Origin of the sequence: Enterobacter sp. 120016, from assembly GCF_018383635.1 — a bacterium.
GTDB classification, from domain to species: Bacteria; Pseudomonadota; Gammaproteobacteria; order Enterobacterales; family Enterobacteriaceae; genus Enterobacter; species Enterobacter asburiae_D.
Genome location: NZ_JAHAWC010000002.1, coordinates 99,014 through 121,769, shown reverse-complemented (window position 1 = coordinate 121,769; position 22,756 = coordinate 99,014). Strand labels below are relative to the sequence as shown.

The following is a 22,756-nucleotide window of genomic DNA, read 5'->3' as shown; positions in this document are numbered from 1 at the left end:
ATTATTTTGTACCAAAGATCTTATCGCCGGCATCGCCGAGCCCCGGGATGATGTACCCGTGCTCGTTCAGGCCCTGGTCGATAGAGGCGGTATACAGCTCAACGTCCGGGTGCGCTTTTTCCAGCGCCGCAATCCCTTCCGGAGCCGCAACCAGTACCAGCACCTTAATGCTGTTACAGCCCGCGTTTTTCAGCAGGTCGATGGTAGCGATCATAGAACCACCGGTCGCGAGCATTGGGTCAACCACCAGCGCCATGCGCTCGTCGATGTTAGACACCAGCTTCTGGAAGTAAGGAACCGGCTCAAGGGTTTCTTCGTTACGGTAGATCCCGACCACGCTGATACGCGCGCTTGGCACGTGCTCCAGCACGCCTTCCATCATGCCGAGACCGGCACGCAGGATTGGCACCACGGTAATTTTCTTACCTTTGATCTGCTCAACCTGCACCGGGCCGTTCCAGCCTTCAATGGTGACTTTTTCTGTTTCCAGATCAGAGGTCGCTTCGTAAGTCAGCAGGCTGCCGACTTCAGATGCCAGTTCGCGAAAACGCTTCGTGCTGATGTCATGCTCACGCATCAGGCCCAACTTGTGTTTAACGAGTGGGTGTTTCACTTCCACAATCTTCATTCTCTTTCTCCTCTGAGGTGGCGTCCGCAAAAAAATCGCGGGATTATACCGCTTTTTTCGGATTAGGCCATACCCAAGTTGCTTGACAGGGATCAAGCAAAGACAAAAAAGCCGGAGGCTGGGCTCCGGCTTGGGTGCGGGGTTCTGCCGGGTGGCGCTAACGCTTACCCGGCCTACACGTCCCGTAGGCCCGGTAAGCGCAGCGCCACCGGGCAATTATAGCTGCTCGCCGTTGCTCGCAATCACCTGCTTATACCAGTCGAACGATTTCTTCTTACTGCGGTTCAGCGTGCCGTTCCCTTCATTGTCTTTATCTACAAAGATAAAGCCGTAGCGTTTTTTCATTTCGCCCGTACCGGCAGACACCAGGTCGATACAGCCCCACGGGGTATAGCCCATCAGGTCTACGCCATCCTCCACCACCGCTTTTTTCATCTCGCGAATGTGGGCGGCCAGGTAGTCAATGCGGTACTGGTCGTTCACCGTGCCGTCGCTCTCCTGCACGTCGATCGCGCCAAAGCCGTTCTCAACGATAAACAGCGGCAGTTGGTAGTGATCCCAGAACCAGTTGAGGGAGTAGCGAAGCCCCACCGGGTCAATCTGCCAGCCCCAGTCGGATTTCTGCACGTACGGGTTAGAGACCAGGCTCTTGCTCTCGTCGTAGTCCAGCTGCGGGTTATCCGCCGTCGCCTTGGTGGCGAAGGACATGTAGTAGCTGAACCCGATGTAGTCCACGCAGCCCTGCGTCAGCGCCGCTTTATCTTCTTCGGTAATATCCAGCGCGAAGCCGCGTCGTTCGAAGTAGTTGAGCAGATGCTGCGGGTACCTGCCGCGCACGTGCACGTCGGTGAACCAGTAGCGGCGGTGCATGGCGTTCATCGCCATCATCATATCGTCCGGCGCGCAGGTCAGCGGATAGATAGGACACATGGCAATCATGCAGCCAATCTGCAGCGACGGGTTAATCTCCCGCCCCGCCTTCACCGCCAGGGCGCTGGCCACCAGCTCATAGTGCGCCGCCTGGAACATCACCGGCTCACGATCTTCACCCGGCGCGTACTTCAGCCCCGAGTTCGTGAACGGCGCAAAGTCTTCGTGGAAATTGGCCTGGTTGTTGATCTCGTTGAAGGTCATCCAGTACTTCACCTTATGCTGGTAGCGCTGGAAAACCACTTTTGCGAAACGAACGAAGAAGTCGATCAGCTTACGGTTGCGCCAGCCGCCGTATTCCGTGACCAGGTGGAAAGGCATTTCGAAGTGAGACAGGGTGATAACCGGTTCGATGCCGTGCTTCAGACACTCGTCGAACAGATCGTCATAAAATTTCAGGCCAGCCTCGTTAGGCTCGCGCTCGTCCCCTTTCGGGAAGATCCGCGTCCAGGCAATAGAGGTGCGGAAGCATTTGAACCCCATCTCGGCAAAGAGTTTGATGTCTTCTTTATAGCGGTGGTAGAAATCGATGGCTTCGTGGTTAGGGTAATTTTTCCCGTCCAGCACGCCGTTGGTGATTTCACGCGGCACGCCGTGCGCGCCCGCGGTCATGACATCGGCCACGCTCACGCCCTTGCCGCCCTCTTTCCAGCCGCCCTCCAGCTGATGCGCCGCAACGGCTCCACCCCACAGAAAACCTGCTTTAAATCCTGACATTCGCTTTCCCTCATTCTGCGTTATTTTCTGCAAAAACAATTACAGAAACCGGTTTCAGTTCGATGATGTGCAAAGGGAATAACCGTTGCAAGCAGTTCTCAGAAACCGGTTTCATTTTCGTGAACGGAGTCAAGTTTGGCTGCATTACCGGGGTACACAGAAAAAAAGATCCCCACGTCCAGAATAGGCTCGCAAACGTTTGCCTGGACTGTTAGAATTGCGCCGATTTTTCTTACTAGCTATGCAATCGCGTGGGGATTTAAGCCGTGACCAACAAAACTTCTCTCAGCTACAAAGATGCCGGTGTTGATATTGACGCAGGTAATGCGCTGGTTGACCGAATCAAAGGTGTGGTGAAAAAAACCCGCCGCCCGGAAGTGATGGGTGGTCTGGGTGGCTTCGGCGCACTGTGCGCGCTGCCGCAAAAATATCGTGAACCTGTTCTGGTCTCGGGAACTGACGGTGTAGGCACTAAACTGCGCCTGGCGATGGATTTAAAACGTCACGACACGATCGGTATCGATCTGGTCGCGATGTGCGTGAATGACCTGGTGGTTCAGGGCGCAGAGCCGCTGTTCTTCCTCGATTACTACGCGACCGGCAAACTGGACGTGGATACCGCTGCCAGCGTGATTAGCGGTATCGCCGAAGGCTGCCTGCAGTCCGGCTGTGCGCTGGTCGGTGGTGAAACCGCGGAAATGCCGGGCATGTATCATGGCGAAGATTATGACGTCGCGGGCTTCTGCGTCGGCGTAGTAGAAAAATCAGAAATTATCGACGGCAGCAAAGTGGCCGATGGCGATGTGCTGATCGCGCTGGCCTCCAGCGGCCCGCACTCCAACGGCTACTCCCTGGTGCGTAAAATCCTCGAAGTGAGCGGCTGTGACCCGCTGACGACCGAGCTTGACGGTAAACCGCTGGCTGACCATCTGCTGGCGCCGACCCGCATCTACGTGAAAAACGTGCTTGAGCTTATCGAGAACGTCGACGTTCACGCTATCGCTCACCTGACCGGCGGCGGCTTCTGGGAAAACATCCCGCGCGTCCTGCCGGACAACACCCAGGCGGTGATCGACGAATCCTCATGGCAGTGGCCGGCCGTGTTTAACTGGCTGCAGACCGCAGGCAACGTGAGCTCTCACGAAATGTACCGCACCTTTAACTGCGGCGTGGGCATGGTTATCGCCCTGCCGGCAAGCGAAGCGGATAAAGCGGTTAAGCTGCTGACTGAAAAAGGTGAAAACGCGTGGAAAATCGGTACGATTAAAGCATCCGATTCCGAACAGCGTGTGGTCATTGAATGAAAAACATCGTGGTGCTCATTTCCGGCAACGGAAGCAATTTGCAGGGAATCATAGACGCCTGCAAACAGAAGAAAATCAATGGCACCATTCGGGCAGTTTTCAGCAACAAGGCCGACGCGTTCGGCCTTGAGCGCGCGCGGGAAGCAAACATTCCTGCGCACGCGCTGGAAGCCAGCCAGTTCGCCGGTCGTGAAGCCTTTGACCGCGAGCTGGTGCATGAAATTGATGCCTACGCGCCGGACGTGGTCGTGCTGGCGGGCTATATGCGTATTCTGAGCCCGGCCTTCGTCGAACACTTCTCTGGTCGTCTGCTGAATATCCACCCTTCCCTGCTGCCGAAATATCCCGGCCTGCACACCCATCGTCAGGTTCTGGAAAACGGCGATGAGGAGCACGGCACCTCCGTGCATTTCGTTACCGACGAGCTGGACGGCGGTCCGGTGATCCTGCAGGCCAAAGTCCCGGTCTTTGACGGCGACAGCGAAGAAGATGTGACCGAACGCGTGCAGACCCAGGAACACGCCATCTACCCGCTGGTGGTGAGCTGGTTTGTCGACGGGCGTCTCGAGATGCGCGACGGCGCAGCCTGGCTGGACGGCGTGAAGTTACCCCCGCAGGGTCATGCGGCGGAAGAGTAGTTTGTTATGTCGGGTGGCGCTGCTGCGCTTACCCGACCTGTATATTGCATTACCCGATATCCCCTTCTCCAACCTTCTAAAATCCCCAACAAAAAAAATAACTGTCATACTTTTCTGGCACTGTTGGACATATCGTGGAAATGCTCGCCATAATAAGGACGAGACGGATTTACCACGTCCTGTGATTGAACTGGAGTGTGAGCTGTAATGGGTCAGGAAAAGTTATATATCGAGAAAGAGCTAAGCTGGTTAGCATTTAACGAACGTGTACTCCAGGAAGCGGCAGACAAAAGTAACCCGCTGATCGAGCGCATGCGTTTTTTGGGCATTTATTCCAACAACCTGGATGAGTTCTATAAGGTTCGCTTTGCCGAGCTGAAAAGACGCATCATCATCAGCGAAGAACAGGGCTTAAACTCGCACTCGCGGCATCTGCTGGGCAAAATCCAGTCCCGCGTGCTGAAAGCCGATCAGGAATTTGACGGCCTGTATAACGAACTGCTGCTGGAGATGGCGCGCAATCAAATCTTCCTGATTAACGAACGCCAGCTTTCCGTTAACCAACAAAACTGGCTGCGCCACTACTTCAAACACTACCTGCGCCAGCACATTACCCCGATTTTGATCAACCGCGAAACCGATCTGGTCCAGTTCCTGAAGGATGATTACACCTACCTGGCGGTGGAAATTATTCGCGGTGAATCCATCCGTTACGCGCTGCTGGAGATCCCGTCCGACAAGGTGCCGCGCTTTGTGAACCTGCCGCCGGAAACCCCGCGCAGACGCAAGCCGATGATCCTGCTGGACAACATCCTGCGCTACTGTCTGGACGACATTTTCAAAGGCTTCTTCGATTACGATGCGTTAAACGCCTACTCGATGAAAATGACCCGTGACGCCGAATATGACCTGGTGCACGAGATGGAAGCCAGCCTGATGGAGCTGATGTCGTCCAGCCTGAAACAGCGCCTGACGGCCGAGCCGGTGCGCTTTGTTTATCAGCGCGATATGCCGGACGCCATGGTGGAGATGCTGCGCGAGAAACTGACCATTTCGCGCTATGACTCCATCGTACCGGGCGGTCGTTACCACAACTTTAAAGACTTTATTGGCTTCCCGAACGTCGGCAAGGCCAACCTGGTGAACAAGCCGCTGCCGCGCCTGCGCCATCTGTGGTTCGATAAATTCCGCAACGGATTCGACGCCATCCGCGAACGCGATGTGCTGCTCTACTATCCGTACCATACGTTCGAGCACGTGCTGGAGCTGCTGCGTCAGGCCTCGTTCGACCCGAGCGTGCTGGCGATCAAAATCAACATCTACCGCGTGGCAAAAGATTCCCGCATCATCGATGCGATGATCCATGCGGCGCACAACGCCAAAAAAGTCACCGTGGTGGTTGAGCTGCAGGCGCGCTTCGACGAAGAGGCGAACATTCACTGGGCGCGCCGTCTGACGGAAGCCGGTGTGCACGTCATCTTCTCCGCGCCGGGGCTAAAAATTCACGCCAAGCTGTTCCTCATCTCCCGTAAAGAGGGCGACGATGTGGTGCGTTATGCCCACATCGGTACCGGGAACTTTAACGAGAAAACGGCGCGAATCTATACCGACTACTCGCTCTTAACCGCCGATGCGCGCATCACTAACGAAGTGCGCCGGGTCTTTAACTTTATCGAAAACCCGTACCGTCCGGTGAACTTCGACTATCTGCTGGTCTCACCGCAGAACTCGCGCCGTCTGCTGTACGATATGATCGATAAAGAGATCGCCAATGCCCAGAAAGGGCTGTCGTCCGGCATCACGCTGAAGCTCAACAACCTTGTCGACAAAGGGCTGGTGGACAGGCTGTACGCGGCGTCCAGCTCCGGCGTACCGGTTAACCTGCTGATCCGCGGCATGTGCTCGCTGATCCCGGAACTGGAGGGCATCAGCGACAATATTCGCGTGATCAGCATTGTTGACCGTTACCTGGAACACGATCGGATCTATATTTTTGATAATGCGGGTGATAAACAGGTCTATCTCTCTTCGGCAGACTGGATGACGCGCAATATTGACTACCGAATTGAAGTCGCGGCACCGCTGCTGGATCCGCGTCTGAAGCAGCAGATCCTCGACATCATCGAGATTCTGTTCAGCGATACCGTGAAAGCACGCTATATCGACAAAGAACTCAGTAACCGCTATGTACCGCGCGGCAACCGCCGCAAAGTGCGGTCGCAACTGGCGATTTACGACTATATCAAATCACTCGAGCAACCCGATTAACCTATGCCGATAAATGATAAGACCCCACGCCCGCAGGAATTCGCCGCGGTCGATCTTGGCTCTAACAGTTTCCACATGGTCATCGCCCGTGAGGTGGATGGCGCGCTGCAGATCATCGGTCGCCTGAAGCAGCGCGTGCACCTGGCGGATGGCCTTGATGAACGCAGCATGCTCAGCGAAGAGGCAATGGAGCGCGGGTTAAACTGCCTGTCGCTGTTTGCGGAACGCCTGCAGGGCTTCTCGCCCTCCAGCGTGTGCATCGTGGGCACCCACACCCTGCGCCAGGCCCTGAACGCCCCCGAGTTCCTCAAGCGGGCCGAAAAGGTGATCCCCTACCCGATTGAGATCATCTCCGGCAACGAGGAAGCGCGTCTGATTTTCATGGGCGTTGAGCACACCCAGCCGGAGAAAGGGCGCAAGCTGGTTATCGATATCGGCGGCGGCTCAACGGAGCTGGTGATTGGCGAAGACTTTGAGCCGCGCCTGGTGGAAAGCCGCCGTATGGGCTGCGTCAGCTTCGCGCAGATGTATTTCCCGGGCGGCACCATCACCCGCGAGAACTTCCAGCGTGCGCGTATGGCGGCCGTTCAGAAGCTGGAAAACCTGGCGTGGCAGTACCGTATCCAGGGCTGGAACGTGGCGCTGGGCGCGTCCGGCTCGATTAAAGCCGCGCATGAAGTGCTGCTGGCGATGGGTGAAAAAGACGGGATTATTACCCCTGAACGCCTGGCTCTGCTCACCGAAGAGGTGCTGAAGCATAAAAGCTTCGACGCCCTGAGCCTGCCGGGCCTGTCCGATGAGCGCAAATCAGTCTTCGTACCGGGGCTTGCGATCCTGTGCGGCGTGTTTGATGCGCTGGCGATTAAGGAGCTGCGTCTCTCCGACGGCGCGCTGCGTGAAGGCGTGCTGTATGAGATGGAAGGCCGCTTCCGCCATCAGGATATCCGCAGCCGCACCGCGCAAAGCCTGGCCAACCAGTACAATATCGACCGCGAACAGGCGAAGCGCGTGCTGGAAACCACGGTGCAGATGTACGAACAGTGGGAAGAACAAAATCCGAAGCTTGCGCACCCGCAGCTTGCCGCGCTGTTGAAATGGGCTGCGATGCTGCACGAGGTGGGGCTGAACATCAACCACAGCGGGATGCATCGCCATTCGGCCTACATTCTGCAAAACAGCGATCTGCCCGGCTTCAACCAGGAGCAGCAAACAATGATGGCGACTCTGGTGCGCTATCACCGCAAGGCCATCAAGCTCGACGATCTGCCGCGCTTCACGCTGTTCAAGAAGAAGCAGTTCCTGCCGCTTATTCAGCTGCTGCGCCTGGGCGTGCTGCTCAATAACCAGCGCCAGGCCACCACCACGCCGCCTACGCTGAAGCTGAAAACCGACGACCATCACTGGACGCTGAGCTTCCCGCACGACTGGTTCAGCCAGAACGCGCTGGTCCTGCTGGACCTGGAAAAAGAGCAGCAGTACTGGGAAGCGGTCACCGGCTGGCTGCTCAAAATTGAAGAAGAGAGCGCCGACGTCGCCGCGTAACGGCTCAGGCGTCCGCGGTGGACGCCTCAGCTTCCAGCAGTGACTCAAGCGGTTCCGGCCTGCCAATCAGATAGCCCTGCACATAATCGATGCCTAGCGCGTGAACCGCGCTACGTATCTCTTCCGTCTCGACGTACTCAGCCACCACCAGCATCTTCTTCATGCGCGCCAGATGGCAGATAGACGCCACGATCTGATAATCCAGGCTATTGTTGACGATATTGCGGATAAAGCTGCCGTCAATCTTGAGAATGTCGGCATCCACGCTTTTCAGCCGCGCATAGCTCGCATACCCGGTACCAAAATCATCAATCGCAATGCGTACCCCCATTTTCTGCAGCTGCTGGAGAATATGTAGCGCCTGCTCCCCGCTGCCGAAGGTGCTGCACTCCGTCACCTCAAAAATCAGCTGCCACGGCTCAATGGCGTATTTCGCCAGCAGGCGACTGACCTCAAGCGGGAACTGCACCCGACACACGGTCGATGGGGCCAGATTAATAGCAAAGCGCTGGCCGGGCAGTCTTTCGCGATGCGCGGCAAGGAAGCGCAGGGTATGCTCCAGCACCCACAAATCCACCCGCGAGGAGAGGCCAAACTCCTGAGCGACGGGCAGGAACTGGTCGGGAGAGATCAAAAGCCCGTTGATATCCGGCATCCGCAGCAGAACTTCGTGATAGCGATCGCCGCGCAGGCCGCGAACGGGTTGAACCAGCAGGGCAAATTCGTCGTTATCGAGCGCCTTTTGCAGGCGGCTCATCATCGCGACTTTATCCTTCAGGCTGCGCTGCAAATGGACCGCCCCACGCTGCTGAAGATTTTCCGGATGGTTGGAGGAGAGCGACAGATCGGCAACCACCCCCAGTTCACCCAGCACCAGATAAAGATGGTTAACCGGGGACCGGACATAGCAATAGCTCACGCCCACCTGCGGCTGCAGCGGCATGCCGTCCCAGACAAAGCGGAACTGTTTGATATGCTCGTCCAGGGCCTCAATCCGCTGCTGGTGCGATTCCGCGTTGAGCCGTACCGCCATATCGTACCCGGTCAGGTGATAGACCTGCTCATTGGGCTGGAGCGTGCCATTGACCCACTGCGCCAGCTGCTGTTTGTACTGAATGCGCAGCAATACGCCGTAATTTCGGCCCAGAATTTCCAGCTCCGGAATCCGCAGCAGGCACAGCGCCGACCACGGGTTTTTCGCCAGTTCGCGCGACAGCGCCCGCAGGTTAGGCATATGGACGACCGGGTCGAGTAGCGCCAGCCTGCGGGAGCGTTTGTTCACCGCGCGCTGCCGGGTCGCCAGCATCGACATATAAATCACCACAAACGAGAAGACCAGGTAGCTGGAAGAGGTGATCGCCAGCTGAATGTCATACCCCTGGTTCACCGGGATATAGCGGTAAAAATAGTGAATAGACACCAGCAGTACCGGTATCCAGATCAGCGACACCAGCTTATAGCCAAAGCGCATCGCGCCCCAGAGCATCACCGGCATCAGCAGCGACAGGGTGTAGTTAGTGGTAAAAATGGAGCTGTTTTCATTCATCGGGAGCAGCAGCAGCGAAAGCAGCCCGCCAAGCGCGATAGCCCACACCAGAAACTCAACGATCGTCACCTTTTTGTCTATCTGGGAACGGATCTGCGAAACAAGGCTTTTGACATAACGCGGATGGCGAATCAGGCGGATCAGCAGATAGCTCAGCGGCACGCCCGTCAGCCCGCTCACCAGCAGCGTCTGATAGTTGATGAGCGTGCGTATATTGAGAGGGTTTAATCCCGCCAGGCTCTGTCGGCTCTCATACACGCCTAAATACACCGCAAACTGAAACAGCACCAGAAACAGCGTCGCGGGGCAGAAGGCCTGCCAGAAGATACGCTGCGCCATCAGCCGGATATCGCCGTACGCGGTCATATTCCGTCTGGGCGCAAACACCCGGTAGCCGCCCCAGCTGAGCACCAAAGGGACGATAAAATGGAGTACGCCGGCGACCGTTTCGAACATGCCGACCGAGGGGTAGTAGCGGATAAACAGCGACAATGCGATCCCGGGCAGCGCTTCCAGCCCAAAGAACATCATCAGCGAAAGCAAAAATGAGAGGGGTAAATAATAGAGTGCCACAATGCCGTCGCCCAGCTGCGTGAACGTATTCGCAACGCTCAGCACGGGAAGTAAAACCACAGGCAAAATAAGCGGCAGTGCCCACCAGCGGTTTTCATTTTTTTTCAGTAAAGCGAGAATGTTCATAGATGCCCGGTTAAACCCCTTTCGCTCCAGAGGGAAAATAAAGACAGGCATCCAACCTGACGTACGCGCCGCCCGGCGGCGTGCGGGGCGAACAGTGTGGAGGAAGGATTTTAAATATCAGGGCCGGGAACCCGTTGACTTAAATCAAACTAATTTACGCAAATATCTTTTTGCGGCGTTTTTTTGAAATTATTTTCTTCATATTATCAATATGGTAAATGCATTAATTAATTTCAATAACATTAATTAATGTAAACATTGACGGTTATTTACACACAGCAGAATTGACCCCACCTTCCCGCTGTGCCTTAATATCCTTATCGCCCAAAAGGGCTTATCCAGGATAAACAGAGTGAATCAGGTCACGCGTATGCGCAAACGACATCAATTTAACACCCGAATGACCCGCATCATACTGCTCATCAGCTTCCTGTTTTTCTTTGGCCGCTTCGTTTACTCTTCGATTGGCGCCTGGTATCACCATCAGGACAAAACCCAGTCGCAGCAGTCCAGCCTGACCGTCGACACCGCTGACCGCTAGGCCGCCGGATGGTTTTGCACTATCCGAATAATGCCTGCTATCCCTTTGCTGAGGATTTTATCCTGCCGCATCACCACCGCCAGCTGCCGCTGCAGCACGGGCGTAAGCGACATCACGCATAGCCCTTCGCGATCGGTATCCTGTTCGACCGCCATTCGCGGCACAATACTGTAGCCCAGCCCCGCGCGAACCATGCGTTTGATCGCCTCAATGCTGCCAAGCTGCATCGCCGGCGCGATCGCTAATCCACTGGCTGCAAACCAGCCGTCGATCAGCGCCCGGGTGCCGCTGCCTGATTCAAAGGCAATCAGCGGCTGAGCGTGCAGCGCCTCCGGGGTGAACGCCCTGAAAGCATCCTGCTGCTCCCGCGACGCGATAAAGACAAACTCTTCGTCCATCACCGGCATGACGTCCAGCGCTCTGCCGCTCACCGGCAGCGTCACCAGCCCCATATCGAGACGGTTCTCTTCGATGGCCCTGACGATGTCGAGGGTGTTGCCCGTCGTGACTCCCACGCTCAGGAGCGGATAGTCGCGGCGCAGCTTCTCCAGCAGCGGCGGCAGAAGATGGATGCAGGCCGTAGCCCCCGTACCCAGCGTAATGGTGCCGCTCACACCGTGGCTGAAGGCGCTCACGGACCGGATAGCGTCATCCACCGCCTGCTGAATACGCTCCCCGTGCACCAGCAATGCCTGCCCGGCGGCCGTTGCCTTAATCCCCCGCCCAGTCCGCTCCACCAGCCGCGTTTGCAGAAACTGCTCCAGCTGGCGTATTTGCAGGCTGACGGCGGGCTGGGAAATGCCCAGCACATCCGCTGCCGCTGAAAAGCTGCCGCGCTGGATCACCAGACGGAACGTGGCGAGATAGCCCAGATTAAGCGTCGTCATTCAAAGTTTCTCTTATACCGCGCATAAGGTTGCTGCCCTGCCAGCACAATACCGCGCGAGTTATGCTCAGGACAACTGCATAGCGGAATGAAAAATAATGGAAACACCTGCCCTGCCTCGCCGCCTCGCCCTCATGGCGGGATGTAATCAACTCATCAACTGGGGGATCTCGTTTTATATGCCCGGCACCTTTGCGCTGGCCATTGCAGCCGACCGGGGATGGTCATCCCCGCAGATTTACCTCGGCCTGACGCTGGCGATGCTGGTAATGGCGGCGGTTTCCCCCTTTATCGCCCGCCTGCTGGCACGCTTTGGCGGTCAGACGGTGGTGATGAGCGGAACGTTGCTGATCGCCGCAAGCTGCGCAGGGATGGCCTATACCCAGACGCTTTTTGGCTGGTACTGCGCCTGGCTGGTCACCGGCGTCGGGATGCGCCTGTCATTGTACGATGCGCTGTTCGCCGCGCTGGTGAACCTCTACGGGCAGCAGGCGCGAAGAACAATCTCACGCGTCACGCTGGCGGGCGGGCTGGCCTCCGCCGTCTTCTGGCCGCTGGGCGATGCTCTGCTTCAGGTGATGAGCTGGCAGGAGGCGCTGCGCGTCTATGCTCTCTTCGGCCTGCTAAGCGCGGCGCTGATAAGAACGCTTCCCCGGCAGCGGTTGGCGGTGACGAAAAAGGTCACCGCGCCGCCGCTGAACAACGAGCGGCGTAACGGCTGGCTTTATGCCGCCTTCATTGCCCTCATCACCTTTGTCTCTAACGGCACGTCCACCCATCTGCCGGAGTTTATTGCCCATTTCGGCCTGCCGGTCGCCATCGGCATGCTGTGGGGGATCGGCCAGACGGGCGCTCGCTCGCTGGAAGTGTTGGCGGGTGCCCGCTTAACCCCCTTCAAACTCACGCTTTTTACCGCGCTCGCCATGCCGCTCTGCTTCCTTCTGGGGATGAGCAGCGCCCTGTTTGCGTGGTGTGCGGCCGGGTTTGTGCTGGGCTATGGCGCCATCAACGGGCTGGTCACCATCGTGAAAGCCACGCTGCCGCTGGAGCTGTTTAGTACCGAAAGCTATGCCCGCCGCACCGGCATGCTGCTGATCCCCGGCCAGCTGATGGCGGCAGCCTCACCGTTTGCCTATGCGTGGCTGAATAAAACGCTGGGGATCGCAGGTGCAATGTGGGTTTCAACGGGGCTGACGCTGGTGATTGCCGGGCTGGCGATAGCGATTGTGCGCCGTCCCGGCAGGCAAACCGTATCGCACTGTATCCAGAGCGCCACGCTGACAAACGGGTACAAAACGCCGCCTCCGGCAAATATCTCCGATACATAAAAATGGTTTTCTTTCCCTGTCGCCATTCAGAACCGATGAGGAGAGAGACCGATGATTCGTCGCTATGCACTAATCCCCCTGCTTGCCCTGGCATCTGTAGCCCATGCCCAGGGCACACCGCTGGACAAACTGAGCGCCGAGGACGTTAACGGCCCCGCCGCCGTTGCGCCGCTGGCGCAGCCGCAGCCGCCCGCAAAGCTGATCGTCGATCCGCCGCTTGCCGGGCCGCTGAGCAAAGGCGCGGTGTTTATTCAGTACCGTGCCGAAAACCTGCGCATCGAGCCGGTGTTCGGCCCCGAAGCGCTCAGGGTTACCCCGCGCATCGGTCACATTCACGTGGTGGTGGATGACGAGCCGTGGCACTGGGCTGACGCCAGCGGAGAGCCGGTGATCCTGGTGGGGCTGCCCGCCGGTAAACACAAGGTGACCCTTATTCTGGCCGACCCGACGCATAAGCCGCTCGACCACAAAACCGTTGAATTCACCGTCCCGCCCCACGCGGCGGTCCATCACTTTTAAGGAGTCTGAAGATGAAAGCACTGTCTGTAGTGACGGCAGGTCTGCTGGCGCTTTCCGCCAGCGCCTTTGCGCAGAGTAAAACCAGCGTCGTGCTGGTCCACGGCGCGTTTGCCGACGGCAGCAGCTGGAATAAGGTGATTACCCTTTTGCAGAAACAGCACGCAGAGGTCATTGCCGTCCAGCTCCCGCTCACCTCGCTTAAGGATGACGTTGCGGCCACAAAACGGGCCATCGCCCGTGCGCAGGGTGACGTGGTTCTGGTGGGCCACTCCTGGGGCGGCACCGTGATTAGCGAGGCGGGCAACGATGCGCGGGTAAAATCGCTGGTGTATGTGGCGGCGTTCGCGCCGGATTCCGGCCAGTCGACGGCGGACCTGGCAGGAAGCTATCCTGCCCCGCCGGGCAGCGCGGGCATCGCTAAAACGGCGGACGGCTATTTATACCTGCCGACAGGAGCCGTCAGAAAGGACTTCGCGCCTGACGTGAAGCCAGCCATTCAAGATACGATTGCAGCCACGCAGGGGCCGATTAAGGCCGAGGCGTTTGGTGAAAAGGTTGCCCACGCGGCGTGGCATGACAAACCGAGCTGGTATGTGGTCAGCAAGAATGACCGAATGATCAACCCCGATCTTGAACGGGCGATGGCGAAGACGATCCACGCGAAAACCGCCGAGGTGGCGGCAAGCCACGTGTCGATGGTTAGCCAGCCGGAGGCTATCGCCCGGACGATTGAGCAGGCGAGGCGGATGCACTGAGAAAAATTCGCCCGGCGGCGCTACGCTTGCACGGGCCTACGATTTCGTAGGTCGGGTAAGCGCAGCGCCACCCGACAAGAAAGGCCGTCTCAGTCCCCCCTCTCCGCGGGATAATCCCGATTAATCCACGCGTGGTCCTCCTCCCAGGTGAACATCCATTTACGCACCGGCCCGGCCATCACGTTGAGGTAATAGCTGTCATACCCGGCCATCGTCGCGACCGGGTGGTAGCCCTTCGGCACCATGACCACGTCACGGTTGTAGACCGCCATGCACTCATCCAGCGTTCTGTCGTCGGTGTAAACGCGCTGCATGCAGAACCCCTGCTCCGGATTGAGGCGATGGTAGTAGGTCTCCTCCAGATAGGTCTCCTGCGGCGGGTTATCCGTGTCATGCTTGTGGCTCGGGTACGAGCTGGTGCAGCCCTCGCTGGTCCACACCTCCACCACCAGCAGGCTGTCGGCAGGCCTGTCTTCCGGCAAAATGTTGTGCACGTAACGCTGGTTGTTGCCCTTGCCGCGTGCTTCGCCAGCGATATCCTGCGGCGCAATCAGCCGCGTCGGATACGTGCCTTTGCCCGGCGCGGCGCAGACCGCCAGCTCCAGCTTCGTCAGCGCCTTCACCTGCACCGTCTCCTGCGGGGTGACGTAAACCGCCCACGGCTTGATGCGCTCGAACGGGCTCATCCGTTCGCCGATGTCGTTAAACTGCGCGGAAGGCGTGCGGATGGAGGCGCGTCCGGCCACCAGCACCAGGCAGCGCTCTTCGCGGACGGCGGGCAGCGTCAGCGTCTGCCCCTCCTGCAGCTCATACGCCTCAAAGCCGACGTACCCCCACCCGGCGCTTTCCGGCGTGACGGACTGGGTGCGCCCCTCCGCGTTCGGCTGTTGCCAGCGTGATAACAGACGTGACATGTCCCCTCCTCAAATCAGTCCGGCGTCGCGCGCCAGACGGCTCAGGTTGTTATACCCCAGACGGGCGTAGGTCAGCGGATGGGCAATCGCCGGATCCTGCTCCGCCTCGACCACCAGCCAGCCGTGATAATCCTGGGCCTTCAGCAGCCGCATAATCGGCGGGTAATCGACGCAGCCGTCGCCCGGCACGGTAAACACGCCGCTCAGCACCGCATCGAGGAAGCTGGTTTTGCGGTTTTTCACGTCCGCCAGCACGTCGGCGCGTACGTCTTTGCAGTGAACGTGGTTGATGCGCGACGCCCAGCGCTGCGCCACCGCCAGCGGATCGGCCCCGGCAAAGGTCAGATGGCCGGTATCCAGCAGCAATCCAACCGCCTCCCCGGTGTGGATCATCAGGTTGTCCACGTCGTCGGCAGATTCAATCACCGTGCCCATATGGTGATGGTAGGCAATCTGCACGCCCTGCTGCTGGGTGTAGCGGGCAAATTCAGTGAGCTTCTCGCCGTACTCTTTCCAGCGCGCCTGCGGGAAGCGCGGGCGCAGGTGAACCGGGGTCTGCTGCTCGCCGTGAATGCAGCCGCTTACTTCCGCAAAGACCAGCACCTTCGCCCCCAGCTCGCGCAGCAGCGTCAGGTGGGACTGCACGGCGGCGATCTCCTCCTCCACGCTGCGCTCCAGCAGGCGGCCGGAGTACCAGCCGGAGACCAGCTGCAGGCCGTGGCGCTGCAGGATGGGGCCAAGCAGGCGCGCTTCGCGCGGGAATTTATTGCCCAGCTCGAAGCCGGCAAAACCGGCCTCTTTCCCTTCGCTCAGACAGGTCTCCAGCGACGTCTCCGCGCCGAGAGAAGGCAGGTCGTCGTTCGTCCACGTCAGCGGGTTAATGCCTAATTGCACACTCATTGTCGTCTCCATTATGCGTGTCCGCGCTCGCGCCACCAGGCGATAAGCTGCAGGTAGTTGTCCCGGATGCGCGCCACCAGCTGCGCATCGTCAATATCGTGCTTCAGCCACGCGCGGGAGGCATCGCCAAACAGCGTGCGCCCCACGGCGAAGCCTTTCACCAGCGCCTGCCCCGCTGCGGCTTTGAAGTCGGCGCGCAGCTGTTCCGCCGGAGCGTCCAGGCCGAGGATCACCACCCCGCGGCAGTGCGGGTCCCGGCGTTCGATAATCTCGCTCAGCGCCGTCCAGCCGTCGGCGGAAAGCGGCGGCAGCTTCCACCAGTCCGGGTAAATACCCAGGTTGTAGAAGCGGGAGATGGCGCGCAGGTAGAGCTCGTCGCTGCGCGGCATGCTGGCGGGCAGGATCACCTCCAGCAGCAGCTCGTGCCCGGATCGGCAGCAGGCGTGGTACACCTCGGCGATTTTCTGCTCCTGCTCCAGGCGCAGGCCGTGGGCATCTTCCGGGTGGAAGAAGACCAGGCACTTCACCACGTGCTCCTGCGGCCAGCTGATAAGCTGGGTGCCGATGTTGCCGTGCTCCATCTCCAGCGGCCGGGAGCCCGGCAGCTCGATGGGGCGGCCAATCCACCACCCTTCCCCGGTGATCGCGTTCAGCGCGTCCTGACCAAAGGTGCCGTCGCACAGCAGGCCGGCTTTGCCCTCCAGTCCCGCGCGGCTCGCCGCCTCGCGGCTGGCCTGCAGGATCAGCTGCTTCAGCGCCGGAATGCGCTTAAGCGACGCGCCGCACTGCATCGCCATATCCTCAAGCTGGCTACGGTGGTCGAAGGCCATCACGCACAGCTCCGGCCATTTGCGGCGGCGGGTGGTCACCCGGTGGAGATGGTTAAGACGCGGGTCGAGATCCGGGCGCGGCACGTTCGCAGCGCGGGAGAGATAGTCATCCAGCTCGATTTTGCTCGGCATCGCCGGGGCGCAGCCGTGGCGCGAGACCACCAGCGCGCCGCAGGCGTTGGCGTAGCGGCACGCCTGCTCCCAGCCCTCGTCGTTCAGGTAGCCGCGCAGCAGGCCGGACATAAACGCATCCCCCGCCCCGAGGACGTTCAGCACCTCCACGCGCACGCCGGTCACCGTCAGGCCGTCGTCCAGACGGGGCGGAATGGCGTCGGTGTAGACCGAGCAGCCGAGCGCGCCGCGTTTGCAGACCAGCGCAGCTTCGCTGACGGCGCGCACCTGCCCCAGCGCCTGCAGGGTATCCGTGCTGCCGCCCGCAATGTGAAACTCCTCTTCGGTGCCGACAATGACGTCGAAGAGGTGCAGCACCTCCTGCAGCTCGCGGGTGACCTTATCGGCGGCGATAAAGCGCGTTTCGCCGTCGCCTAAGGCGGTCAGCCCCCACAGCACCGGACGGTAGTCGATGTCCAGCACCGTGCGCACGCCGTGACGGCGGGCATAGCCCAGCGCCGTCAGCACCGCCTCGCGGGTCTGCGGATGAGAAAGGTGGGTCCCGGTGATGGCAAGACAACGTGCGGAGGCAATGTAGCTTTCGTCCACATCGCTGGCGGTAATCGCCATGTCCGCGCAGTTATCGCGATAAAAAATCAGTGGAAAGGTGTCCCGGTCTTTAATGCCGAGCAGCACCAGCGCCGTGAGGCGTTGTTTATCGGTAATCAGATGGCTGGTATCGCAGCCCACCTGGTTGAGTTCTTCCCGCAGGAAGCGGCCCATATGTTCATCGCCGACGCGCGCCAGCATCGACGAACGTAAACCCTGACGCGCGGTGCCGTACGCCACGTTGCCGGACGACCCGCCGAGATATTTGGCGAAGCTCGACGCGTCCTCCAGACGGGCACCAATCTGCTGGCTGTAGAGGTCTACCGCCACGCGGCCCATGCATATCACATCAAACTGCTTTTCCACGTTGATACCTCATCAGACAATGTCGTTCACGTTCAGCCAGCGGCCTTCCCGGTGCGAGAGCGCAATCGCGTCCAGCACGCGCGACACCTTCCAGCCCTCTTCGAAGTCCGGCCACATCGGCACATCGGCGGCAATCCCGTCCACCAGGTCGCGCACCTCCACCGTTTTTTGATCGTTAAAGCCAATCCCGTGGCCCGCGCCCATGCAGAACGCGGCGTAGTCCGGGTGCGCGGGGCCAACGAGCAGCGTGCGGAACCCCTGACGGTTCACCGGATCGTCATGCAGATAGAGCTTCAGCTCGGCCATGCGCTCCTGGGTGAAGCTGATGGCGCCTTTCGTCCCGGTGATGACGTACGACAGCCCCATCTTGCGGCCGCAGGCAACGCGGGAGGTTTCAATCACGCCCTGCGCACCGCCCGCAAAACGCACTATCGCGTGGGCCTGATCCTCATTTTCCACCGCAATCATCTCTGACGATCCGGCCTTCGCCGGGCGCGCCGGGACCACAATCTTCAGATCGCCGCAGACCTGCTCAATATCCCCCACCAGATACTGGGCCATATTGACGATATGCGCCGCGAGGTCGCCCAGCGCCCCCAGCCCGGCGGTCTCTTTAAAGCAGTGCCAGTGAATGGGCGACAGCGGGTCGGCCATATAGTCTTCGTTGTGGGTGCCGTAGAAGTGGATCACCTCGCCAATCTCGCCGCGGGCGATAATCTCCTTCGCCAGCTGCGCGGTCGGGTTCTTCATGTAGTTGAACCCCACCAGCGTTTTCACCCCGGCCCGCTTCGCGGCGTCGACCATCTCGCGCGCGTCGTGGGCGTTCAGCGCCAGCGGCTTCTCCGAGTAGACGTGCTTGCCGTGGCGGATCGCCTCCAGCGCCATCTCCTTATGCAGGTGGTTGGGTGAACAAATATCCACCACGTCAATGGCCGGGTCGGCCACCAGCGCCCGCCAGTCGCCCGTGGAGCGGTTGAAGCCAAACGCCTGCGCGCGCGCTGCCGCCAGCTCCGGCGTGACTTCCGCCACCATCTCGCGCACCAGCCTGCCGCGCAGGTTGAACACCGTCGGGGCCTGGGCATAGGCGATAGCGTGCGCCTTGCCGATATACCCGGTGCCAATTAATCCAATACGAACCTCTTTCATCGTGATCCTCACAGTGCGCCGCGACGGCTTTTGGCATAGGTATCGAATGCCACCGCCAGAACGATAATTAATCCGGTGATAATCTGCTGGTAGTAGGCCGAGACGTTCATCAGCACCAGGCCGTTAATCAGAATGCCCATAATGATGGAGCCGATAATGGTGCCGCCGATGCGCCCGTAGCCGCCCATCAGCGAGGTGCCGCCGATCACCACCGAGGCGATGACGCGAAGCTCAAAGGAGATCCCGGCTACCGCCTCGGCGCTTCCCAGACGCGCGCTCAGGATGAAGCCCGCCAGACCTGCGAGACAGCCGATCAGCACGTAGACGCTGACCAGCACGCGCTTGACGTTCACCCCCGCCAGGCGCGCCGCCTCCGGATTGCCGCCGATGGCGTAGACGAAGCGGCCCCAGCGGGTTTTGTGCAGCGCCAGATAGCCGCCGACGGCAACGATGGCGAAGATCCAGATAGGAATAGAGATGCCGAGCAGCTCCCCGCGCCCCCACCAGCGGTAGCCAGGGTCGAAACCGGCAATCGGCGCGCCGTCGTTAATCACCAGCGTCAGGCCGCGCCAGATGGTCATCCCGCCGAGGGTAACGATGAACGGCGGCAGGCGCAGGCGGGTGACGCCCAGACCGTGCAGGAAGCCAATCGCCGTGCCCATGGCCAGACAAATCCCCAGCCCGATCAGCCAGCTCATGCCGCCCCAGGCGTTCGGGTCAACGGTGGTGAAGTTGTCGCCTTTGATCACGTACGCCGCGGTCATGGCGCACACCGCCAGAATGGAGCCCACGGAGAGGTCAATCCCGGCGGTGAGAATGACGAAGGTCATCCCCACGGCCATGATCCCGTAGATGGAGACTTCGGTCAGGATGTTGAAAATATTGCGTTCAGAGAAAAAATTGCTGTTCTGCGACTGGAAGAAGATCAGCAGCAGGATCATGAAAATCAGCACCCCGAAGCGCTCGAAGAAGGCGATGGGATCGATGCGTCCGGCGCGTTTGACCGGGGCCTGCGTTTTAGAAATCATCTGCGTCATGTGAAACTCCGTTATGCCGCGTTCAGGGCGTTGTGGTTGATGGCCATCATCGTCATCAGCCGTTCTTCGTTAGCATCGTCACCGTGGATCTCGCCGGTCGCCCGGCCTTCGCTGAGGGTGATGATCCGGTCGGACACCGCCATCACTTCAGGCAGATCGGAGGAGATCACGATCACCGCCACGCCCTTTTTCGCCATGTCAAACAGCACCTGGTGCACTTCCGATTTGGTTCCCACGTCGATGCCGCGCGTCGGCTCATCGACGATCAGCACCCGCGGGTTGAGCGCCATGCAGCGCGCGAGGATCACCTTTTGCTGGTTGCCGCCGGAGAGCTTGCGCACCTCCTGCTCGCTGTTGACCATTTTGATCTGCAGCGCCTGGCGGTAGGACTCAATCAGATCGTCCTCTTTACGGGTGTTCACGAACCAGCGCCACTGCAGCAGCGAGGAGAGGCAGGAGAGCGACAGGTTGTCGCGGATCGACAGCCCCAGCACCGCCCCCTCTTTTTTGCGGTCTTCCGGCACCAGCGCCACGCCCTGATCGAGGGCATACAGCGGGTCGCGCGGCTGGTACGGCACGCCGTCCAGCTCAAAGCTCCCGGAGGTAAACGCGTCTGCGCCAAACAGGCAGCGGGCCACTTCGGTACGTCCCGCGCCCACCAGCCCGGCAATGCCCAGAACTTCCCCGGCGTGGACGTGGAAGCTGATGTCGTGCAGGGCGATGCCGTGCGGATCCAGCGGCGGCTTTTCGCGGCTCAGCCCCTTCACCGCCAGGCGGACGGGTTTGTCCCCATGATGCGTTTCGCTGGCGGGGCGACGGTTAAAGGCCACGTCGCGTCCGACCATCAGGCGGATCAGCTGTTCGACGTTGGTCTCCGCCACCGCGCCGGTGCCGGTGAAGCGGCCGTCCTGGAAAACGGTGAAGCGATCGCAGAGCTGGAAAACTTCGTGCAGACGGTGGGTAACGTAAATAATGCTCACGCCGCGGTTTTTAAGCTCCCGCACCACGCGGTGCAAGCTTTCCACCTCGCTGTCGCTCAGCGCGGCGGAAGGTTCGTCCATAATGATTAACCGGGCGTTGAGGGTCAGCGCCCGGGCGATCTCCACCATCTGCTGCTGGGCCACGCTCAGGCGGGCGACCGGCGTGGTCGGCGCAACGTTCAGCTGCAGGTAGTCGAGAATGACCTGCGCCTCCTGGTTAACCGCCCTTTCGTCGACGATCAGGTTACGCCTGCGCGGCTCGCGGCCGAGAAACATGTTTTCCGCGACGGTCATGTTGGGCAGCAGGTTGAATTCCTGATAGATGGTGATAATGCCCTTGTTCTGGCGCGACACCGGGGAGTCGTCCACCGGCAGCGTTTCGCCGTTGAACCAGATATCCCCTCGCGTTTGCGGCTGCGCGCCCGCGAGCGCCTTCAGCAGCGTGGATTTTCCCGCTCCGTTTTCCCCCAGCAGGGCGTGGATCTCGCCCGCGCCAACGGTCAGCTGGGCGCTGCTCAACGCCCAGACGCCGGAAAAGCTTTTTGCCAGGTCGGTCACTTTCAGTAAGGGTTGCGACATCAGTCTGCTCCTCCTCATGATGAGCCGCCAGAGGCGGCTCGGGACATATTAGTTACCGGCCTCACCGATACGCTCAGCCTGCTGCAGGTTCTCTTTGGTGATCAGCGTCGGCGGATAGTCGGCCCCGGTGATGACTTTCTTCTCGCGCACGTTGGCCACCAGCTGGCTCATCGCCGTCTGCACCGCAAAGCCCGGACGCTGATCCGCCGTTACCGCCAGCCAGCCGTCGCGCACGCGGGCCAGCGCTTCCGGCACCGCATCAAACCCGGTCACGAGGATTTCACCCGGCTTCACGCCCTGGCTCTGCAGCGCTTCAATCGCGCCCAGCGCCATATCGTCGTTGGCGGAGAGGATCACCTGCGGGCGCTTCGGCAGCGAAGGCAGAACGCTCTCAACGATGCGCATCCCTTCCGAACGCATCCAGTTTCCGGTCTGATCGGCGACGATCTTGTATTTATCCCCGCCCGCCTTCAGGCTGTCGCGGATCCCTTTGGTGCGTTCAATATTGGAGGAGGAGCCCGGCTGGCCGGTAAGGAGAATGATGTCCGCGCCGTTGGGGAATTTGGTTTTGACGAAGTCGCCAACCGCCTGGCCGCCCTTGTAGTTGTTGGCGCCAAAGTGCGGCACTTTCTTCTGGCTGTCGACGGAGCGGTCAAGGGTGACGATCGGCAGCTTCGCATCCTGAATTTCATCCACCGCGCTGGAGACCGCGTTGACGTCGTTCGGGGAGACGATAAAGCCCTGCGCCCCGCGGGTGATGGCGTTTTCCAGGTCAGCCACCTGCTTCGGCGAGCTGCCCTGCCCGTCCAGCACCTGAATCTTCACGCCCATCTCTTTTGCGGCTTTCACCGCCGTGCGCTGCATGTGAACTTCAAACGGCATGGCCAGGTTTGGCGTACTGAAAACAATTTGCTCGTTTTCGGCGAGGGCGGCCCCGGACGTCATGGCGATGAGGGCGGCTACGATCAGTTTTTTCATTATTA

The 22,756-nt window shown here is 59.7% G+C and carries 19 protein-coding genes; 8 read left to right on the top strand and 11 right to left on the bottom strand.

All coding sequences use genetic code 11. The features are described 5' to 3' along the window. Nucleotide 1: 1 nt before the first annotated feature. The gene (gene upp / locus KIF87_RS04825; protein WP_023308769.1) at nt 2-628 is read right to left on the bottom strand and encodes a uracil phosphoribosyltransferase; all 627 of its coding nucleotides are present in this window, start codon (nt 626-628) and stop codon (nt 2-4) included. Nucleotides 629-844: 216 nt separating this feature from the next. Beyond that, nucleotides 845-2,275: a 6-phospho-beta-glucosidase gene (locus KIF87_RS04820; protein WP_213328084.1), complete on the bottom strand. Its 1,431-nt coding sequence runs from the start codon at nt 2,273-2,275 to the stop codon at nt 845-847. Nucleotides 2,276-2,541: 266 nt separating this feature from the next. Between KIF87_RS04820 and purM the strand changes: the two genes are divergently transcribed. From purM to ppx, 4 genes are all read left to right on the top strand, one after another. Next, nucleotides 2,542-3,579, top strand: a complete 1,038-nt coding sequence (gene purM / locus KIF87_RS04815) for a phosphoribosylformylglycinamidine cyclo-ligase (protein ID WP_032643593.1) — start codon at nt 2,542-2,544, stop codon at nt 3,577-3,579. Further along, the gene (gene purN / locus KIF87_RS04810) at nt 3,576-4,217 is read left to right on the top strand and encodes a phosphoribosylglycinamide formyltransferase (RefSeq protein ID WP_213328083.1); all 642 of its coding nucleotides are present in this window, start codon (nt 3,576-3,578) and stop codon (nt 4,215-4,217) included. The genes purM and purN overlap by 4 nt, the downstream gene beginning before the upstream one ends. A 207-nt stretch (nt 4,218-4,424) precedes the next feature. Beyond that, nucleotides 4,425-6,485 carry a polyphosphate kinase 1 gene (gene ppk1, locus KIF87_RS04805; protein WP_213328082.1) on the top strand — a complete coding sequence of 687 codons (2,061 nt, stop codon included), beginning with the start codon at nt 4,425-4,427 and terminating at the stop codon, nt 6,483-6,485. A 3-nt stretch (nt 6,486-6,488) separates the two neighbouring features. Further along, nucleotides 6,489-8,027, top strand: coding sequence for an exopolyphosphatase (ppx, locus tag KIF87_RS04800; protein WP_121425173.1), 1,539 nt, complete (start codon nt 6,489-6,491; stop codon nt 8,025-8,027). A 4-nt stretch (nt 8,028-8,031) separates the two neighbouring features. On the opposite strand, the gene KIF87_RS04795 is transcribed toward ppx, so the two are convergent. Beyond that, nucleotides 8,032-10,272: an EAL domain-containing protein gene (locus KIF87_RS04795; protein ID WP_213328081.1), complete on the bottom strand. Its 2,241-nt coding sequence runs from the start codon at nt 10,270-10,272 to the stop codon at nt 8,032-8,034. 370 nt (nt 10,273-10,642) lie between these two features. Here KIF87_RS04795 and KIF87_RS04790 point away from each other — a divergent pair, with 370 nt between their 5' ends. Next, nucleotides 10,643-10,813, top strand: a complete 171-nt coding sequence (locus tag KIF87_RS04790) for a YfgG family protein (RefSeq protein WP_023333002.1) — start codon at nt 10,643-10,645, stop codon at nt 10,811-10,813. On the opposite strand, the gene KIF87_RS04785 is transcribed toward KIF87_RS04790, so the two are convergent. Further along, a complete protein-coding gene (locus KIF87_RS04785) occupies nt 10,810-11,700 on the bottom strand; it encodes a LysR family transcriptional regulator (protein WP_213328080.1) in 891 nt (296 codons plus the stop codon). The genes KIF87_RS04790 and KIF87_RS04785 overlap by 4 nt on opposite strands. Nucleotides 11,701-11,797: 97 nt before the next feature. Between KIF87_RS04785 and KIF87_RS04780 the strand changes: the two genes are divergently transcribed. The 3 genes from KIF87_RS04780 to KIF87_RS04770 are packed head-to-tail and all read left to right on the top strand — an operon-like array spanning nt 11,798 to nt 14,301. Further along, complete coding sequence (locus KIF87_RS04780) at nt 11,798-13,027, top strand: MFS transporter (protein WP_213328079.1); 1,230 nt, start codon at nt 11,798-11,800, stop codon at nt 13,025-13,027. Nucleotides 13,028-13,078: 51 nt separating this feature from the next. Beyond that, a complete protein-coding gene (locus KIF87_RS04775) occupies nt 13,079-13,546 on the top strand; it encodes a DUF6130 family protein (RefSeq protein ID WP_213328078.1) in 468 nt (155 codons plus the stop codon). 11 nt (nt 13,547-13,557) lie between these two features. Beyond that, the gene (locus tag KIF87_RS04770; protein ID WP_213328077.1) at nt 13,558-14,301 is read left to right on the top strand and encodes an alpha/beta fold hydrolase; all 744 of its coding nucleotides are present in this window, start codon (nt 13,558-13,560) and stop codon (nt 14,299-14,301) included. A gap of 89 nt (nt 14,302-14,390) precedes the next feature. Here the strand turns inward: KIF87_RS04770 and iolB are convergent, their stop codons facing one another. From iolB to KIF87_RS04735, 7 genes are read right to left on the bottom strand one after another with little or no spacing between them, the layout of a single operon-like run. Beyond that, entirely contained in the window at nt 14,391-15,215 is an 825-nt protein-coding gene (iolB, locus tag KIF87_RS04765; RefSeq protein WP_213328076.1) for a 5-deoxy-glucuronate isomerase, read from the bottom strand. Between the two features lie 9 nt (nt 15,216-15,224). Beyond that, on the bottom strand, nt 15,225-16,115 hold the full coding sequence (gene iolE / locus KIF87_RS04760; protein WP_213328075.1) for a myo-inosose-2 dehydratase: 891 nt from the start codon (nt 16,113-16,115) through the stop codon (nt 15,225-15,227). 11 nt (nt 16,116-16,126) lie between these two features. Next, nucleotides 16,127-18,031 (bottom strand): bifunctional 5-dehydro-2-deoxygluconokinase/5-dehydro-2-deoxyphosphogluconate aldolase, encoded by a 1,905-nt coding sequence (locus tag KIF87_RS04755; protein WP_213328074.1) that lies wholly within the window; start codon nt 18,029-18,031, stop codon nt 16,127-16,129. A gap of 12 nt (nt 18,032-18,043) precedes the next feature. Beyond that, the gene (locus KIF87_RS04750; protein ID WP_213328073.1) at nt 18,044-19,177 is read right to left on the bottom strand and encodes a Gfo/Idh/MocA family protein; all 1,134 of its coding nucleotides are present in this window, start codon (nt 19,175-19,177) and stop codon (nt 18,044-18,046) included. Nucleotides 19,178-19,185: 8 nt separating this feature from the next. Continuing rightward, the gene (locus KIF87_RS04745; RefSeq protein ID WP_028014045.1) at nt 19,186-20,214 is read right to left on the bottom strand and encodes an ABC transporter permease; all 1,029 of its coding nucleotides are present in this window, start codon (nt 20,212-20,214) and stop codon (nt 19,186-19,188) included. Nucleotides 20,215-20,225: 11 nt separating this feature from the next. Next, the gene (locus KIF87_RS04740) at nt 20,226-21,773 is read right to left on the bottom strand and encodes a sugar ABC transporter ATP-binding protein (protein WP_213328072.1); all 1,548 of its coding nucleotides are present in this window, start codon (nt 21,771-21,773) and stop codon (nt 20,226-20,228) included. A gap of 48 nt (nt 21,774-21,821) precedes the next feature. Continuing rightward, nucleotides 21,822-22,751 (bottom strand): substrate-binding domain-containing protein, encoded by a 930-nt coding sequence (locus KIF87_RS04735; RefSeq protein WP_213328071.1) that lies wholly within the window; start codon nt 22,749-22,751, stop codon nt 21,822-21,824. Between the last annotated feature and the right edge of the window lie 5 nt (nt 22,752-22,756).